Source organism: Streptomyces sp. NPDC026672, from assembly GCF_040638185.1.
GTDB lineage: Bacteria > Actinomycetota > Actinomycetes > Streptomycetales > Streptomycetaceae > Streptomyces.
The window spans coordinates 40201-56192 of record NZ_JBEZXS010000023.1; the positions used below are offsets into that span (position 1 = coordinate 40201).

Genomic DNA, 15992 nt, shown 5'->3' on the forward strand with positions numbered 1-15992 from the left:
CCCGCCGCTCCGGGGCAATCCGATTCGGGACGGCACACTGCGAAGCGACGCGATCAGGCCGCCAACGACGCCATGTGCAGACGCAGTTGTTCCGCCACCTGATCGAAGGGCCGCATCGACCGTTCGGCGCGGGCGAAGACCAGGGCGCCCTCGCAGGCGGCGATGATCAAGGCCGCGCAGCCGTCGGCATGGCGGCCGTCGAGACCGCCCTCGCGCAGCAGCTCGGCCAGTCGGCCGCGCCAGCCCCGCAGGACGGCGGCGGCCCGGTCGATGATCTGGTCGCTGTCCGCCGTGACGGTCACGGTGAGGATGGCGCAACCACCGCGGAGTCGGAAGCCCTGGATGAAGGACCGCCAGAGCGCGACGTACCGCTCGGCGATCTCCTGTGCGTCCCGGCCGGCGTAGACCTCGATGGGCGCGAACGCCTTCTCGGCCAGCAGATCCAGGGCCTCTTCGACGAGTTGGGTCTTGCCGCCGGGGAAGTGGTACCCCTTTGTAGGCCACGGTGTCCGCCCGATGAAGGATCTAACGGGCAGAGTCCCGTGCCCCCGAGGTCTCGTCGTCCGCCGTGTCCCGCGTGGTCAGAAGGCGTCGGACCGTCCGGTTCCCGGCCGTGCGCTGCAAGAAGTCCAGGCGGGTGAGCACCGACTCCCCGGGAGCGGACCGCGCGACGCGGCTGCTCGGGCGCGGTGTCCCGGAGACGGCGGAAGCGTTCCCGGACGCCATGGTCTGATCCCCCTCGCTCCGGCCTCTTTCCGCTTCGAAGCCCTCGACCTACAGCTGTCCGACAACCGTCCTACGCCGTTCGGAGCCGGGGACCGTCCACGACGGATGGGGGGCCGGTGGGGCCCGGCCGGGTGTGTCCGGGGTCGCGGCCGGGGCCGTCGTACGCCGACGGGGTGGCCCCTGTGCGTCCGCGCACGGCGGGGCGCGTACCGTGCGACCAGGCAGGACACGCTCTCGCGGAGACGGCGGTACGAGACCGGCCGCCCCCGGCGACCGCGGGCCCCTCCCCTCCGGCGCACCCGGCGCCGGCCCGTACGCACCGCCCCGGAAGGACGAGCCCCGTGCTCAGCTCATACGCAGCCCGCTTCGACACGCCCGCCGGGTATCTCGACTTCGCGCGGTTCGGTCCGCCCTCCCGGGACACCGTCGCCGCCACCACGCGCGCCCTGGAGGCGTCCGCGCTCGCGGACCACACCACCGTGGACACCCTGATGATCGCGGAGGGGACCGCGCGGGACACGGCCGCCCGTCTGGCCGGCACGGACGGCTCACACACGGTGCTGCTCCCGAACGCGTCGACCGGCCTGTTCCACGCCGCGTTCGGTGTCCGGGAGGGTGTGGTCCTCGCGCCGCGCACCGACTTCCCGTCCAACCAGTACCCGTGGCACCGTGCCGCGGACCTCGGCCGGGCCACGCCCCGCTGGCTCGACCCGGCCCCCGGCGCCGGTGTCACCCCGGACCTGGTCCGCGCCGCGCTCACCGACGACGTCGTGGCCCTGTCCGTCAGTGCCGTCGACTTCCGGACCGGGTTCCGTGCCGACCTGGCCGCGCTGCGCGAGGCGATCGGACCCGACCGGCTGCTGATCGTGGACGCCATCCAGGCGTTCGGCGTGGCCCGGCTCCCCTGGGACGCCGCGGACGTGGTGATCGCGGGCGGTCAGAAGTGGCTGCGCGCCGGATGGTCCACCGGGTTCGCCACGCTGTCCGACCGCGCGCTCGACACCCTGGAACCCGTGCTCACCGGCTGGACGGGCGTGCGGGACGTCGGCCTCTTCGACGGCACGGAGCATCCGCCCGCCCCGGGCGCGCAGCGGTGGTCGATCACCAACCTCAGCCCGGTGGCCGCCGCAGGGTTCGCCGCCGCGCTGGATCTCGTCGAACAGCACGGTGTCGCCGCCGTCGAGGCCGCGATCAGCACGCGGATCGACGAACTCATCGGCGTCGTCGAGAAGTTCGGCGGCCTCGTCCTCTCCCCCACCGACCCGGCCCGGCGTGCGGGCATCCTCTCCTTCACGATGCCGGACCACGAACCGGCCCTCGTCGCGGAGGCGTTGCGGGCCGAGGGCGTCACCGCGACCGTACGCACCGACTCGCTCAGGCTCTCCCCGCACGCGTCGACTCCCCCGGAGGCGAGCGAGCGGGTCGCCGACGCCCTGGCGTCCCTGGGGAGTTGAACGACTCGGGTGGTGACCCGGGTCGGTGACCACGGCGATCGACGGGGTCAGCAGGACAGGCCCGCCGCGGTCAGGGTGAGGTGGCGGGACAGCAGTTCGGCCGCAGTGTCGGCGTCGCGGGCGAGCACCGCCTCCTCCAACCGCCGATGTTCGCCGACGTGGTCCCGCCGGGTGCGGTGCGCCGACCACCGGCGGGCCAGTTCGCTCGCGGTCCACATCCGGTCGAAGGTCTCCAGCAGGACGGGGTTCGCGCACCTTTCCAACAGCGTGCGGTGGAAGGCCCGGTGGGCCTCGGACCACGCAGCGCTGTAGTACTCGCCCTCGTCCGGGGCGTACGCCGGGGTGCGGTCCAGCCGGTGATGGGCGGCCCGCGCCGCTACTTCGTCGTGGTGCACGCCCTCGACGTGGGGTCCGTCGGCCTCCCGGCCGAGACCACCCCGGCCTACCTCGGCTTCGTCATCTCCGGGCACATACTCGGCCGCGCGGTCCTGACCGCCACGGCCGAGACCGCCGCCTGACCGTCACCGCTCCCGGCCCGGCCTTCGGCGTTCCCGTCCGGCGGCCGGTCACAGCTTCCGGACGAGGATGTGATCGGCCGCCCCGGGGACGATCTCGGCGGTCTCGCCGCCCGAGCCGATGAGCACACCGCCGTCGGTGGCACGCACCGACACGGTCTTGTCCGGGGTGGCTCCCACCCGGCGCAACGCGCTCATCAGGATCTCGTCCTTCTGCAGTTCCTCGGAGATACGGCGGACCAGCACCGTCTCGTCCCTGGCGCCGGCCGCGTCGGAGAGCGGTTCGAGACCGGTCGCCGGCTCCTCGTCGGGGACCCGCACGCCGAGTTCGCCGAGGCCGGGGATCGGGTTGCCGAACGGTGACTCGGTCGGGCGGCCGAGCACCTCGAGGAGCCGCCTCTCGACCTGCTCCGACATGACGTGCTCCCAGCGACACGCCTCCTCGTGGACGAGTTCCCAGTCGAGACCGACCACGTCGACGAGGAGGCGCTCCGCCAGACGGTGCTTGCGCATGACACGGGTGGCGAGGCGCAACCCCTCGTCGGTGAACCTGAGTCGGCGGTCGTCCTCCACCGTGAGCAGTCCGTTGCGCTCCATCCGGGCGACGGTCTGCGAGACCGTCGGGCCGCTCTGGTGAAGTCGCTCGGCGATACGGGCGCGCAGCGGGACGACTCCCTCCTCGACCAGTTCGTAGACGGTCCGCAGATACATGCCGGTGGTGTCGATGAGATCGCTCATGCGTGGCACTCCTGCCGGTGACGAGGGCCCGCGGCCGGGCGTGTTGTGCGGTTCACGGGGATGCGGCCGGGCGGCGTCAGCCGGGCCCGATGCACCGCCCCGGTCCATTCGGCCGCCCGGCCGTCGAACGGTCAGAAGCCGGGGAACACCCGGCGCAGCGCGTCGAGGGTCACGTCGCCGTCCACGGCGACGCCCTGGGCGTACGGCTCCTTGAGGCGGCCGTTCACCAGCCGGACGAACGCCTCCGGCGAGCCGCGGAAGGTGGCCGACGGCGACTCGAGGTCGGCGACGACGGAAGCCTTGTCCTCGATGACGAGGCCCGCGCCCGGTACGGCGATCGACGCCGGCTCGGGCAGTTCGGCCGGCTTGGCCAGGAAGCCGAGGACGAAGGCCAGCGGTCCCGCGAGGAGGTCGAGGAGGACCGCGGCGGAGTCCGCGTCGACCTCGGCCTTCGGGTCCAGGCCGGCCCGTACGTCCCACGAGTGGTTGGCGACCTCGTTCAGCCGCATGCCCAGCGCGGTCACCAGGGGCACGGGCTCGAGGAGGAACCCGAGATCGACGGCCAGCGACGACCTCTGTTCGGGCGTCAGGGCCTCGACGGTCTCGATCCAGCGGGTGTTGGACTCGACGAAGCCGGACGCCTGGTCGGTGGCGGCTGCCGCGTCCCAGCGCGCCCAGACGGCCTCGTTGGGCTCGGCCTCCACGGCTTCGCCCGCCGCCCTGGCGATCGGCACCCGACCGATCTCGGCGCCGCTCCCGAGATGCGAGAGCACCTGGGCGATCGTCCACTCGTCGGCACCACTGGGTGCGGTCAGCTTGTTGTCGTCCAGGTCCGCGAGCAGCGCCACCAGGGTGTCGTGCTCGGCGCGCAGGGCCGCGATCGTACGGTCCACGAGTTCACTCATGGCACCCCCAACCCCCCACCCGCCGGGATCATTCCCTCCGCCCAAGGTCCCCGACCGCCCGGCCGAACCCTCCTCATGCGATACATGTGGTGGAGTGGCGTGACCGCCGGAGGGCTCGCGCGCGACGTGGCCCTGAGGCCGAGTCCGGCCGAAGGGCGGGGTGTTTCGTGACGGTGGGGGGAGAAGAGCGGTGGGGATGACGGTCGGGGTGATCGGGGTGGGGCGTATGGGTGCTCCCATCTGCGCGAATCTGGCGCGGGCCGGCCATCGGGTGCGTGTCTTCGACGTGCGGGACGACATCGAGGACACCGCTCGTGCCGTGGGGGCCGAGTGGGGCGGGTCGGCTGCGGGGGCGGTCACGGGGGCCGACGTACTGGTGACCGTCCTGCCCGGGCCGGCCGAGGTGACCGCGGTGATGGACGACGTCCTCCTCGACGCGCTCGCGCCGGGGGCGACGTGGATCGACATGAGCAGCAACACGGCGTCCGCCGCGGCGTCCGTGCGTGCGCGGGCGCTCGCGCGAGGCGTCGGTGTCCTCGAAGCCCCGATGGGCGGCGGGCCCGACGACGCCGTCGCGGGACGGCTGCGCCTGTTCGTCGGAGGCGACGTCGCTCTGCTCGAACAGCACCGGCCCCTGCTGTCCGCCGTCGCCGACCGGATCACGCATCTCGGCGGGCCCGGCACCGGCTACACGGTCAAACTCCTCGTCAATCTGCTCTGGTTCGGCCAGGCGGCGGCGACCGCCGAGGCCCTGCTCCTCGGCCGACGCGCCGGTGTCGACCTGGACGTGCTCACCGAAACCCTCGCGACCAGCGCGGCGTCCAGTGCGTTCATCCGCGACGACCTGCCCGCGCTCCTCGCCGGCGACTACCTCAGGACGTTCGGCCTCGACCACATCCACGACCAGCTCTCCGCCGTCACCGAGCTGGCGCGGGACCTCGGAACACCGCACTCCGTCGCCGAAGCCGTCCGTCTCCTCCACCGGCGGGCCCTGGACCGCTTCGGCCCCGCCGACGGCGAACTCCTCGGCGTCGCCCTCTTGGAGGAACAGGCCGGAACCACCTTGCGCACCCGGCGGACCCTCCCGGACTGAACGCCGTGGCATCGGGCTGCGGCGATGAGAGGTACGTCACCTCCCCTTCCCTGTCACGCGTGCCCGGTCTTCCCGGTCAGGAGTGTGTATCCGCACTCGGCAAGGAGATCACCGTGGAAGCACGTCTCGACTACTTCGGTCACCCGCTCGCGGGAAAGGTGCTGAGGCACATCAACTCGGCAGGGAAGGCGGTGTCGGACTCGGGGCTCTCGCCCGTGGTCCAGGAGTTGGTGAAGATTCGCGCCAGCCAGATCAACGGCTGCGGCTTCTGCACCGACATGCACACCAAAGAGGCCGCGCTCGCGGGAGAGAGCGTGCAGCGGCTCAACCTCGTCGCGACCTGGCGTGAGGCGACGGTGTTCACCGACGCCGAGCGCGCCGCGCTGGAGGTGGCCGAGCAGGGCACCCGTATCGCCGACGCGGCCGGCGGTGTCACCGACGACGCCTGGGCCGACGCCGTCAAGCACTTCGACGAGGACCAGCTCGTCGCCCTGATCTCCCTGATCGCCGTCATCAACGCCTACAACCGCATCAACGTCGTCAACCGGCAGCCCGCCGGCGACTACCAGCCCGGCCGGTTCGCCTGACCTGCCTCGCGCGACCGACGGCCGCGTGCGCCTTACTGATCCGCTCTCGACAATGGAAGTGCGATCGACGTGCTTCCGCCGCAACGTATTGGGGATGGTGACCATGTCGTATCCGGAACAGGTCTACTGGGGAGACGAAGGGGAGGTCAGCGCCACCTTCCGGCCGGTCGGCACCGGGGCGGACGTCGGTGAGGCCGGGAAGGACGCGATCCACTACCTGGCGACCACGGCCACCACCCGGGGTGAGTTCGGCCTCTACCGGGTCGAGATGAGCGCGGGGGCGGGCGGGCCGGCGACACACTTCCACAAGACCATCTCGGAGTCCTTCTACGTCCTCGACGGCACCGTCCGGCTCTTCGACGGCGCCCAGTGGATCGACGCCGTCAAGGGCGACTTCCTGCACGTACCGCAGGGCGGGCTGCATGCCTTCCGCAACGACTCCGACGCCCCGGCCGACATGCTGCTGCTGTTCACCCCGGGTGCGCCGCGCGAGGAGTACTTCGAGAAGTTGTCACTGCTGAGCGACGCCACCGACGAGGAGCGCGCCGCGTTCCTGGACAAGCACGACTCCTACTTCGTGGACTGACACAGCAGCGGTCCCCGCCCCCCCCCCGGCCGCCTCTCAGGTGGTGGGCCGGGGGGCGCGCAGGTGGGCCCGCTCGGCCAGTTCCTCCTCGGTGACCAGTTCGAGCATGGGCCTTCCCGGTGCGCACATCATGGTGACGACGAACCGGGTCCGCGCGTCCGTCAGCGCGTTGCCGTCCTGGTAGTGGATCGTGTCACCGCCAGGCTCCCAGAACGTCCCCCCGGCCTCGACCACCCGCTCGGGCTCGCCCTCCAGCTCGAAGCGGACCGCGCCCTCGACGACGTACCCGAAGGCCGGTCCCGAATGGCGGTGCGGCGGGGTCCCCGGGTCCCCGGGCTCCCACTCGACGTGAATGGTCATCGCCGATGCCCCCTCGGGAATGTCCAGCGGAGCGGCGTCCTGAAGCAGCGTCGCCGCCGTCCTCCACGCCTCCGACCGGGGCCGTCCCGCGGTTTCGCGCGCCAGGTTCTTGTCCGACATCGTGTTGCACCTCCATGGGTCCACCGCGTCATGGGACCGGCACACACCGTCGACCACACACCGTCGACCGGACGCGTGTGCTCACACGTCCGTGTCCCGTGAACGTCTCCCCGTGATGACCGGACGGACGACGGATCTGTGACAGGGGGTACTCCACCCGCTCGACACCGCCGACGGCCCCCGCCGTACACGTGACATGCTGGGCCGACTTGGAGCACGGTGATCCACTGCTGGAGGACATGTATGCGCGCCGGTGACAACGCGGGCTCCCTCGACCAGGCTACGAGGGATTTCGTCGCGGCGCGCCCTCAGCTCTTCGGCATCGCCTACCGGGTGCTCGGCAGCGTCACGGAGGCCGAGGACGTCGTCCAGGAGGTGTGGCTGCGCTGGCAGAAGGCGGACCGCGGCGACGTCCGGGAACCAAGCGCGTTCCTGACCACGGTCACCACCCGGCTGGCCATCAACGTCGCCCAGTCGGCCCGGGTGCGCCGTGAGTCGTACGTCGGGCCCTGGATCCCCGAGCCCGTCGACACCAGTCAGGACCCCCAGCTGGGCGCGGAGCGCGCGGAGGCGCTGGACCTGGCGGTCCTCTTCCTGCTGGAGAAGCTGAACCCCGTGGAACGGGCCGCCTATGTGCTGCGGGAGGCGTTCGACTATCCGTACCGGCGGATCGCGGACATGTTGGAGACCAGCGAGGCCAACACGCGCCAGCTGGTCAGCCGCGCCCGCAGACATCTGGCCGCGGAGCGCAGGGAACCGGCCGATTCCGGGGCGCACCGGCGCCTGCTCGAAGTGTTCCTCGCCGCGGCGCGGACCGGCGATCTGGCCGTGCTGGAGAACGTCCTCACGGAGGACGTGGTGAGCTACTCCGACGGCAACGGCATGCGCGGCGCGACCAGGATCCCGGTCGTCGGACTGCCGCGGGTCTCCCGGACCCTCGCCGCCTTCGCCCCGCGGTTCTGGCCGGACACGGACATCCGCTGGGTCGAGGCCAACGGCAGGCCGGCCATTCTCGTCTCGTCCGGCGGGTCCGCGATCGCCCTGGTGACCGCGGACGTGTCGGAGCGCGGCATCGAACGCCTCCTGTGGGTGCTGAGCCCCGCCAAGCTGGCACCTTACGTGGCGTCACTGGCCCACTGAGGGAAGAGGCTCCACCGGAACGCCGCACGCCGACTCCCACGGCGGTGTGACGGACCGGTGAACCGTACGACCCCGTGCGCGGCCCTGTCCTAGGGTGTGGCGTCAGTTGACCGCACTCGTCCCGAGACGGAGTCGCCATGCGCCCGCTGTCCCGCCTGCACCGCGCAGGAGTTGTCGGTGCCCTGCTCGCCGGGCTGTCCCTGCCCGGCGTCGCGTACGCCACCCCGGCCGGACCCGGTGTCACGGGGACGATCATCGCGCGGTCCACCGTCGGCGGGACCGACTACATCTGGCGGGAGGTCACCGTTCCGCCCGGTCAGGCGACCGGCTGGCACTACCACGACGGTCCCCTGTACGGGTACGTCAAGCAGGGGACGCTCAGCCACTTCGCGGCCACGTGCGCGTCCGACGGGGTGTACCGCAAGGGGAGTTTCCTGGAGGAGCCCTCCGGTCCCGACCATGTGCACATCGGCCGGAACCTCGGTACGAAGGACGTCGTGCTGGAGGTGCTGTACGTGCTGCCGCACGGCGCGCCCCTCTCCGAGGACGCCCCCAACCCCGGCTGCGACTTCGAGTAGCCCCGCCTTCCGGCAGCCGTACGACAGCCCGCGGCGGGCCGTGGAGGATTCCCGCGCGAGGTGCGGCTCGGGCGATGCTTCCCGGCACGCACGGGCCCTGCGGTGATCCGTGTCGGCGTGACGGCCGTCTCCCGCGTTGTCGCGCGGAGGCCGGTCGCTAGCGTCGGAGGTCCGCCGTCGGCAAGGCAACGGAAGGACTGTCCGATGAAGGACGACATGGTGAAGGCGCATCAGGCGATCCGGGACCTGATGAGTTCCGCCGGCCCCGAACTGCAGCGGCAGCGCGACGCCTACGACCGGTGGGGCGAGGCGTTCCCGCTCCCGGAGGGGACCGTGATCGCTCCGCTGGAGTTCGCGCGGGGCACTCTCGTGACGACCCCGCGGTCGGAGCCGGACCGGTACGTGCTGTATCTGCACGGCGGTTCCTACCGGATGGGATCGTCCCGCAGTCACCGGGAATTGGCCGCGAACGTCGCCGACGCCACGCGGGCGGCCGTGGCCCTGCTGGACTATCCGCTCGCCCCCGAACACCCTTTTCCCGCCGCCCTCGACGCGGCCCGGGACGCCTACACGGCCCTCCTCGACCGGGTGCCCGCGCACCGCATGGCCCTGGTCGGGGAGTCCGCGGGCGGCGGGCTGGCGATCGCCACCATGCTGCGGCTCAAGGACGAGGGCCTGCCGCTGCCCGGCGCTGCCGCCGTCAACTCGCCCTGGGTGGACATGGAGGCCACCGGCCGGTCCATGATCGAGCGCGAGGCCCGTGACCCGCTGGTGTCCCGGCAGCAACTGCTGGGGTCCGCCGCCGACTACCTCGCCGGCGCCGACCCCGGACACCCGTACGTCTCCCCCGTCCACGGCGACCTCACGGGGCTCCCGCCGCTGCTGATCCAGGTCGGCACCGAGGAGACCCTCTACGACGACGCCCTCACCCTGCACGGGCTCGCCGTCGAGGCCGACGTCGAGGCGACGCTGATCGTCGTCCCCGGCGCGCCCCACGTCTGGCACCATCTGGCGTCGTGGCTGCCCGAGGGCCGCGAGGCCGTCGAGGCGGTCGGCCGGCACGTCGTCAAGAACACCGCGCACGCACCGCGGTCCTAGCGAGCCGCAGCGGGTCCGTCGGGGTGGCGGTGGGTGAATGCCGCGGGCGGGAAGCTGAACGCCACGTAGGTGCGGCCGACGGTGTCGAAGGGGGGTGTCTCCGTCATGCCGTAGTGGCGGTGCACCGTCAGGGAGCGTTCGTTGGTCGTCTCCACGAAGGCGACACCGAGGTCGTAGGTGCTCTCCAGCGCGTGGCTCAGTCCGGTGAGCAGCTTCGTCAGCACTCCGCGTCCCTGGAAGCGCTCGTCGACGGCCACGGGGCCGTAGAGGAACAGCCGTCCCGGGTCGTGTCCCTCCGTCGTCGCGGTGACCGCCCGGACGGCCGCCGACGCCGGGTGCTCCGGCGGGAGCAGGCCCGGTTCGCTCGTCATGGCGAACCCTGCCAGTTCCCCGGCCTCGTCGGCGACGAAGATGCCGGGGTCCCGCGCGAAGCGGTCGAGGAGTTCGCCCGACATGCTGCCCTGCACGAACCCGCGGCGTGCCCGTTCCTCGTCGTTCAGCCCCTCTCCGCGGGCTCTGTCCATCAGGGACAGGATCGCCGGGTGGTCGTCGGGGCGGGACCTGCGCACATCGATCGTCACCGGGCCGACCCTACGCGGGGAGGGTGCTCAGTCATGGGACGGGGTGGCCATGACGCCCTCGTACCACCCCGCGTAGCGTGCGAAGGTCTCCCGGAAACCTGCCTCGGGCGGGAGGTCCACGGCTCGCCGCAGTCGTCCGCCGTCGTAGTAGTGGTCGACGTCGAGCAGGCTCAGGGTGCGGGCCGTGGCGTCGCCCAGGAGGGCCAGCGCCGCGTCGTGGTCGATCTCGTCGGTGAGCGGGGGCAGCAGGCCGTGCTCGGTGAGCGTGTCGAGGATCTCGCCGAGGGCGGTGGGGGCGGGGGGCGTCGCGTGCAGGACCGCCCCGTCCAGGCCGGTCGTCGGCAACCGGGCCACGGCGCACACCGCTTCGGCGAGGGCGTCGACGGAGACGAGGGACAGTCTCGCCCTGCCGCCCGCCGGCCGCGCGCCCAGGCGGAGCGCCAGCCGTGCCACCGTCGGCACGAACCAGCGGTCGCCGTCGCCGTACACGAACATCGGCCGCAGGACGGTTCCGCCGACCGCCAGGACGCTGCCCTCCGCCTTGAGGCGGGAGCGGCTGGTCGGCGACACGGGGGCCGGCACGACGGCGTCCTCGGTGATGCCCCGGTGGACGCCCTGGCCGTAGACGGCCGCGGTGCTGACGTAGACGATGCGGCGTACGCCCGCCCGCCGCGCCTCGGCGACCAGGGCGGCAGTGCCGCGTTCGTTGACGGACCGGCACGCCTCCTCGCTGCCGTTGATCACGGACGCGGTGTGCACCAGGGTGGTGACGCCCTCGCAGATGCCCCGCAGCGAGTCGGGGTCGCCCAGGTCGCCCCGGACGAGTTCGTCCGCGTCGGTGTCGGCGTGATGGGCGAGCACCCGTACGGGCGTGCCGCGCGAGCGCAGCCGTCGGCGCACATGGGATCCGATGAAGCCGGTCCCGCCGGTCAGCAGCACGGGGCCGGACGCGAACGGGTTCACCGCTGCCGCGCTCATGGGTTCACTGCTCCTCTTCTCCGCCGGTCACCACGCGGATCAGGCCCGCGACCGGTACGTCACTGTCCTTGCTCAGCAGGGCGGTCGCCACACGGTACGGGTCCGCGTACCCCTGGCGCCCGGTGATGCCGGTCAGGTAGGGGGCCGGTTCGGCGGTGGCGCCCGCGTGGTCCGCCAGGAGCCGTCCGGCCCGGCGGACCCAGCGCTCCAGCGGCCGCAGGGCGAAGGACTGCGCGGCGGTCCGGCCGAGTCCTGCCACCAGGTAGAGCCGCAGCCCGAGGCGGAACGCGGCCAGTCCGTGCCTCTCGATGAGGGGCCCCTGGAACGCGTCGAGCGTGTAGCCCTCCCAACCGCCGGCCCGCGCCGAGCGGGTGTTCCCCTCCAGCGGCACCCGCGGCACCTCGAACCTGACCACGCGCGCGCCCAGGGTCTCCAGGACGTGCGCCACGGTCCGGTAGTCGTGGCGCAGTTCCACGTCGTGGGCGAGGACCACCAGGTCGTACCGCGGAAGCACCGGTATCAGCTCGCGCAGGAGGTAGAGCAGGTAGTTCGACTGCCCCTCCTCGTTGAGGACGGACCGCAGCGGCAGTCCCCTGCGGGTCGCGTCCAGGTAGACGGGGGCGCCGAGCGGACGCCCGTCCAGGCACACGGCGTGACGGGTCATCAGATCGATCACCTCGTCCGCCGGGGCGAGTTCGGGGCGACCGCGGCCGAGGCCGGGGTCGGTCATGCCGAGGCGCCGGTAGTGCCGCTCCCACAGGTCGAGCAGCCGGGCGGTGACGGGGTGGGTCCAGCCGTCCTCGGCGCGGCGCACCATGGGCCGGATCGACGCGTAGGGGGCGGGCTCGTCGCGATGGTGGGCGACGTAGAGGTGCCCGATGTCCTCCTCGCTGAGCGCGTCGGCGTCGAGTCCCGGGTGACGGCGTTCGAGGTAGTCCCAGAAGCCCGCCACCTGACGGCTGCCCGTGTACACCGCGTGGTGGTAGGCCACGTCGACGTCGGCGAAGGCCGAGGTGGCCCGGCGGATCATGTCCAGGGACAGCAGGTACTTCACATGGGTCGGCGTCAGCGGCTTGGTGGGGCTCACCGTGACCGGCGCGAGCAGCACCCGCTCGCGCCCTGCGGCGGCCCGCGTGGCCACGGCTACCACGTGACCGGGAGCCTTCGAACGCCGCGGATGTACATGCCGGTACGCCATTCGAGCTCGTCCTCCGGTACGGCCAGGCGGAGTCCGGGCAGCAGGTGCAGCAGTGTGCCGAGGGCGACCTCCAGCTCCATCTGCGCCATCGACGCGCCGAGGCAGCGGTGGCGGCCGTGCCCGAACGAGAGGTGCGGGTTGGCGGGCCGGTCCGGGCGCAGGGTGTCCGGCTCGGGGAACACCTCGGGATCGCGGTTGGCGGCGTCGGTGACCGGCAGGACGACCGTGCCGGGTTCGAGGCGGACCCCACCGAGGGTGACCGGCCGCTGGACCATGTGCGGCACACCGCCCGCGGCGTTGAGCGAGGTGAACCTGAGCAGTTCCGCCACGGCGGCGGGCAGCAGTTCGGGCCGGGTCCGCAGGCGCTCCATCTCCTCCGGGTCGCGCTGCAACACCAGGACGCACATGGCGAGTTGGTTGGCCGTCGTCTCGTGCGCGGCGATCAGCAGCCCGTACGCAAGGTGCACCGCCTCGCCGGGCATCAGCTCGCCCGCGTCACGGGCCCGGGCGAGCCTGCCGAAGAGGCCGTCGGGGTCCTCGTGCGGGCCGGCGAGGTACGTCTCGAACTCCGCGAACATGGCGTGGTGCGCGTCCTGCACCTCGGACCTGTCGTACGCGGTGGTGGACATCATGCGTTCCACGAGCGGCAGCAGCCGGCGCACCTCGGACTCGGGGATGCCGAAGATCCGGCTGATGACTCCGACGGTGAGGGGCACGGCGTAGTCGGCCAACAGGTCCGTGGGGGCGCCGCGTTCGAGCATGCCCGCGACCAGGTCCTTGGTGAGGCGTTCGACCTCGGGCCGCAGCTGGTCGGCCTGCTGGCCGGTGAAGGCGTGAGCCACCAGGCGCCGGCGGCGGGTGTGGTCGGGCGCGTCCACGGAGTTGAGGGCGAGCGACTCGGTGGAGCGGGCGCTGAGGCCGAACTGCGCGGCGGGGAACCGGGCGAAGGCGGGGTCGGTGAGCACCTGACACATGTCCTCGTACCGGTGGACGAGGAGCGCGGACGCGCCGCTGCGCAGCGTGGCCGGCACCAGTCGCCCGAGCCGGGCCAACGTGCCGAATTCGGGGGCGGGTTCGACACCCGCGTGGTCCGGGAAGGGGAACCGCAGGTTCTCGCTCACGCGCCGGCCTCCGCCCCGTCGCGGCTGTCGAGGGCCTTGCGTATGGCGTGCGCGGCCTCCTCCGCCTCGGCCGCGGTGCAGTAGCCGGGATTGCCGATGAAGTGCCGTCCGCTGGGCACCTCGGTGACGCGCGGCACCAGCCAGGTGTGGAAGTGCGGGGTCCCCTCCATGTTCGACCACACGTGCACGCGCGGTGCACCGGTGGCCGCCTTGATCGGTTCGCTCAGCCGGCGGATCAGCAGTCCGAGCGACACGGCCTCGTCGGGCGTGATCTCGGTGTGGTCGAGGAAGTGCCGGTGGGACTCGATGAGGAGGGTGCCACGCGGCCAGAAGCCGGCGGGGCCGTGTCCGACCCGCCAGGTGCCGTCGTCGACGAGGTGGCCACCGGGCGGTACGGGACGGCCGGCCCAGGCGGGTACGGCCTCTCCCGCGTACTTGGCGCAGATCAGGCAGCGTTGCGGGTCGCCCTCGGCGTCGCCGAGCAACCGGCTGACGGGGTCGCCCACTTGGGCCAGGGGTTCGACCTGGGCGTGCCGGACGTACCACTCGTCGAGCGCGGCGGCGGTGGCGCGGGCGTCGTGCAGACGGGCCGGTTCGGTGCGGCCCCACCGGGCGCGGGCGCCGTCCTCGCCCAGTCCGGTGCGGGCGCCGATCCAGGCCCAGGAGGTGTCGTGGGCCCGCAGATGGGCGACCAGCGCGTCCTGGAGCGCGGGCACCCCGTCGTCGAGGAGCCGGAGGATCCGCTCGGCCAGCGCGCTGCCGGGGCCGGCCGCGGTGGGGCCGTCGGGCTCGGCGACCGCTTTGCGCAACTCCTCGGAGAGGTCTCTCAGTTGGGCCGAGAGGGCGAGGCGGGCCAGGTCCTGCTCGGAGAAGTGGGCGGGAAGCACGGTTCTCTCCTTCCTTAAGGGGCGAGCGAGGTGTAGAGGCGGAGTTCCGACGTGTTGTCGGCCGCGTAGTGCACCCGGGCGTAACCGGGGCTCCCGGGGGCGGACATCGGCTCCAGGTCGGGCCGGTGGACGAGGCGCAGGGGCTCGTCCACCGTGAGCCGGCCGAGCAGGACGGCCTCGGCGACGGTGTGGTGGAGATGGACGAGGTACTTGACGAGCGTCACCTCCCGTGTGGCCAGCCGGAGTTCACGGGGCGGGCCGCCGGCGCGGCCCGGGACGTCGAGGGTGCGCGGGAGCGGCGGCAGCGATCCGGTGAGCGGTTTCAGCAGGCGGCTGACCCCGGGCAGATGGTCCGACGGGTGGGGTCCGAGCCAGGCTGCGGTGCCGGCCGGTGCCACGGTCCGGGCCGGGGCGCGGTCCGTCAGGTTCTGCGGGTTGCCGAACAGGAAGCGGGTCCTGGTCCACGAACGCAGCCAGGTCCGGCCCTCCGCCCCGGTCAGTCCGGTGGCGAAGGCGCGTGCGCCCCGGACGAGGTCGACGACGTCCAGGCCGCGCAGGACCACGAGGGCGGTGACGGAGGTCGTGTCGGTGGTGGCTCCGGCCACGAGCCGGGCCCGTTCGTCGAAGAGGGCGGCCAGCCGGTCCTGGGTGAGGGCGGCCGTGGGTGGCGGCGTCATCGTTCCACCCGGGCACCGAGTGCGGCGCGCACCTGGTCCAGTACCGCTTCGGGCGGCGCGTCGGCGTCGACGACGGTCAGCGGCAGTTCGGAGGTCTCCTTGAGCAGCGCGCCGCGCAACTCGTCCTGGAGCCGGGTGAATCCGGCCTCGGTGGGCCGCTCGCCGAAGTGCTCGAAGGGGTTGATCCGCTGCCCGCGGCCACTGCGCTCCCACGCCACCTCGGAGGACACGTCGAGGTAGACGACGCCCTCGGGCTGCGGGAAGGACCGCCAGGCGGCGAACACCCCGCTGTCCTCCACTCCCAGCAGGGCGCATTTGGAGAGCAGCTTGTAGTAGTACGAGTCGACGACGACCCTCTCGCGGCCCGCGGCGCGCGCCAGTTCGTCCCGCAGGTGCAGCACGATGGGGTGCAGCACCGCGAGCACCAGCTCCGGCGAGTACCGCCTGCCGCTCCAGACGAACGCGTCGTCGACCCACATCTCCCGCAACCGCCTGATCAGCGGGGCGGACTCCAGGTAGCGGTCGTCGTAGGAGACGACGTGCCAGTCGTGTGCGGTGTGCAGCCGGCTCAGGACCGTGGACTTTCCGGAGAAGTCCGGTCCGAGCAGTGTCCAGAATCCGGTCAAGGGACGTGCCTCCGTTCCATGGGT

At 72.4% G+C, this 15992-nt stretch carries 18 protein-coding genes and 2 pseudogenes; 8 read left to right on the forward strand and 12 right to left on the reverse strand.

The window, feature by feature from the left end:
• Nucleotides 1–53 precede the first annotated feature (53 nt).
• Nucleotides 54–302, reverse strand: coding sequence for a hypothetical protein (locus tag AB0F77_RS25415; RefSeq protein ID WP_361952974.1), 249 nt, complete (start codon nucleotides 300–302; stop codon nucleotides 54–56).
• 765 nt (nucleotides 303–1067) lie between these two features.
• Here AB0F77_RS25415 and AB0F77_RS25420 point away from each other — a divergent pair.
• Nucleotides 1068–2180 (forward strand): aminotransferase class V-fold PLP-dependent enzyme, encoded by a 1113-nt coding sequence (locus tag AB0F77_RS25420; protein WP_361952976.1) that lies wholly within the window; start codon nucleotides 1068–1070, stop codon nucleotides 2178–2180.
• Nucleotides 2181–2227: 47 nt separating this feature from the next.
• Here AB0F77_RS25420 and AB0F77_RS25425 read toward each other — a convergent pair.
• Nucleotides 2228–2551: pseudogene (locus AB0F77_RS25425) on the reverse strand (FCD domain-containing protein); the annotation flags it as partial.
• On the opposite strand from AB0F77_RS25425, the pseudogene AB0F77_RS25430 reads away from it, so the two are divergent.
• Nucleotides 2546–2698: pseudogene (locus AB0F77_RS25430) on the forward strand (YbhB/YbcL family Raf kinase inhibitor-like protein); the annotation flags it as partial. The pseudogenes AB0F77_RS25425 and AB0F77_RS25430 sit on opposite strands and share 6 nt — an antisense overlap.
• Before the next feature lie 48 nt (nucleotides 2699–2746).
• Here the strand turns inward: AB0F77_RS25430 and AB0F77_RS25435 are convergent.
• Complete coding sequence (locus tag AB0F77_RS25435; RefSeq protein WP_361952979.1) at nucleotides 2747–3433, reverse strand: metal-dependent transcriptional regulator; 687 nt, start codon at nucleotides 3431–3433, stop codon at nucleotides 2747–2749.
• Between the two features lie 131 nt (nucleotides 3434–3564).
• The gene (locus AB0F77_RS25440) at nucleotides 3565–4338 is read right to left on the reverse strand and encodes a maleylpyruvate isomerase family mycothiol-dependent enzyme (protein WP_361952982.1); all 774 of its coding nucleotides are present in this window, start codon (nucleotides 4336–4338) and stop codon (nucleotides 3565–3567) included.
• 190 nt (nucleotides 4339–4528) lie between these two features.
• Here AB0F77_RS25440 and AB0F77_RS25445 point away from each other — a divergent pair, with 190 nt between their 5' ends.
• The 3 genes from AB0F77_RS25445 to AB0F77_RS25455 all read left to right on the forward strand — a co-directional run bounded on the left by AB0F77_RS25445 (nucleotide 4529) and on the right by AB0F77_RS25455 (nucleotide 6604).
• Complete coding sequence (locus tag AB0F77_RS25445; protein ID WP_361952985.1) at nucleotides 4529–5431, forward strand: NAD(P)-dependent oxidoreductase; 903 nt, start codon at nucleotides 4529–4531, stop codon at nucleotides 5429–5431.
• Between the two features lie 113 nt (nucleotides 5432–5544).
• Nucleotides 5545–6018, forward strand: coding sequence for a carboxymuconolactone decarboxylase family protein (locus AB0F77_RS25450; protein WP_361952988.1), 474 nt, complete (start codon nucleotides 5545–5547; stop codon nucleotides 6016–6018).
• Between the two features lie 97 nt (nucleotides 6019–6115).
• Entirely contained in the window at nucleotides 6116–6604 is a 489-nt protein-coding gene (locus AB0F77_RS25455) for a cupin domain-containing protein (RefSeq protein ID WP_361953264.1), read from the forward strand.
• A gap of 36 nt (nucleotides 6605–6640) precedes the next feature.
• Here AB0F77_RS25455 and AB0F77_RS25460 read toward each other — a convergent pair whose 3' ends face one another.
• Nucleotides 6641–7084 carry a cupin domain-containing protein gene (locus AB0F77_RS25460; RefSeq protein ID WP_361952991.1) on the reverse strand — a complete coding sequence of 148 codons (444 nt, stop codon included), beginning with the start codon at nucleotides 7082–7084 and terminating at the stop codon, nucleotides 6641–6643.
• A 243-nt stretch (nucleotides 7085–7327) separates the two neighbouring features.
• Here AB0F77_RS25460 and AB0F77_RS25465 point away from each other — a divergent pair, with 243 nt between their 5' ends.
• The 3 genes from AB0F77_RS25465 to AB0F77_RS25475 all read left to right on the forward strand — a co-directional run bounded on the left by AB0F77_RS25465 (nucleotide 7328) and on the right by AB0F77_RS25475 (nucleotide 9900).
• Nucleotides 7328–8224 carry an RNA polymerase sigma-70 factor gene (locus AB0F77_RS25465; protein ID WP_361952994.1) on the forward strand — a complete coding sequence of 299 codons (897 nt, stop codon included), beginning with the start codon at nucleotides 7328–7330 and terminating at the stop codon, nucleotides 8222–8224.
• Between the two features lie 137 nt (nucleotides 8225–8361).
• Complete coding sequence (locus AB0F77_RS25470) at nucleotides 8362–8802, forward strand: cupin domain-containing protein (RefSeq protein WP_361952997.1); 441 nt, start codon at nucleotides 8362–8364, stop codon at nucleotides 8800–8802.
• Nucleotides 8803–9006: 204 nt separating this feature from the next.
• Entirely contained in the window at nucleotides 9007–9900 is an 894-nt protein-coding gene (locus tag AB0F77_RS25475; RefSeq protein ID WP_361953000.1) for an alpha/beta hydrolase, read from the forward strand.
• Here AB0F77_RS25475 and AB0F77_RS25480 read toward each other — a convergent pair.
• Genes AB0F77_RS25480 through AB0F77_RS25510 form a run of 7 tightly spaced genes read right to left on the reverse strand, consistent with a single transcriptional unit; the run spans nucleotide 9897 to nucleotide 15968 of the window.
• Nucleotides 9897–10481: a GNAT family N-acetyltransferase gene (locus AB0F77_RS25480; protein ID WP_361953003.1), complete on the reverse strand. Its 585-nt coding sequence runs from the start codon at nucleotides 10479–10481 to the stop codon at nucleotides 9897–9899. The two genes, AB0F77_RS25475 and AB0F77_RS25480, sit on opposite strands and share 4 nt — an antisense overlap.
• A gap of 27 nt (nucleotides 10482–10508) precedes the next feature.
• Nucleotides 10509–11459, reverse strand: coding sequence for an NAD-dependent epimerase/dehydratase family protein (locus AB0F77_RS25485; protein ID WP_361953006.1), 951 nt, complete (start codon nucleotides 11457–11459; stop codon nucleotides 10509–10511).
• Between the two features lie 4 nt (nucleotides 11460–11463).
• Nucleotides 11464–12600, reverse strand: coding sequence for a hypothetical protein (locus AB0F77_RS25490; RefSeq protein ID WP_361953009.1), 1137 nt, complete (start codon nucleotides 12598–12600; stop codon nucleotides 11464–11466).
• A gap of 2 nt (nucleotides 12601–12602) precedes the next feature.
• Nucleotides 12603–13778, reverse strand: a complete 1176-nt coding sequence (locus AB0F77_RS25495) for a cytochrome P450 (RefSeq protein ID WP_361953012.1) — start codon at nucleotides 13776–13778, stop codon at nucleotides 12603–12605.
• Nucleotides 13775–14665: a hypothetical protein gene (locus AB0F77_RS25500; protein WP_361953015.1), complete on the reverse strand. Its 891-nt coding sequence runs from the start codon at nucleotides 14663–14665 to the stop codon at nucleotides 13775–13777. Before AB0F77_RS25500 ends, AB0F77_RS25495 begins: the two co-directional genes overlap by 4 nt.
• A 14-nt stretch (nucleotides 14666–14679) precedes the next feature.
• A complete protein-coding gene (locus AB0F77_RS25505; RefSeq protein ID WP_361953018.1) occupies nucleotides 14680–15342 on the reverse strand; it encodes a DUF6182 family protein in 663 nt (220 codons plus the stop codon).
• A complete protein-coding gene (locus tag AB0F77_RS25510) occupies nucleotides 15339–15968 on the reverse strand; it encodes a hypothetical protein (protein WP_361953021.1) in 630 nt (209 codons plus the stop codon). The genes AB0F77_RS25505 and AB0F77_RS25510 overlap by 4 nt, the downstream gene beginning before the upstream one ends.
• Between the last annotated feature and the right edge of the window lie 24 nt (nucleotides 15969–15992).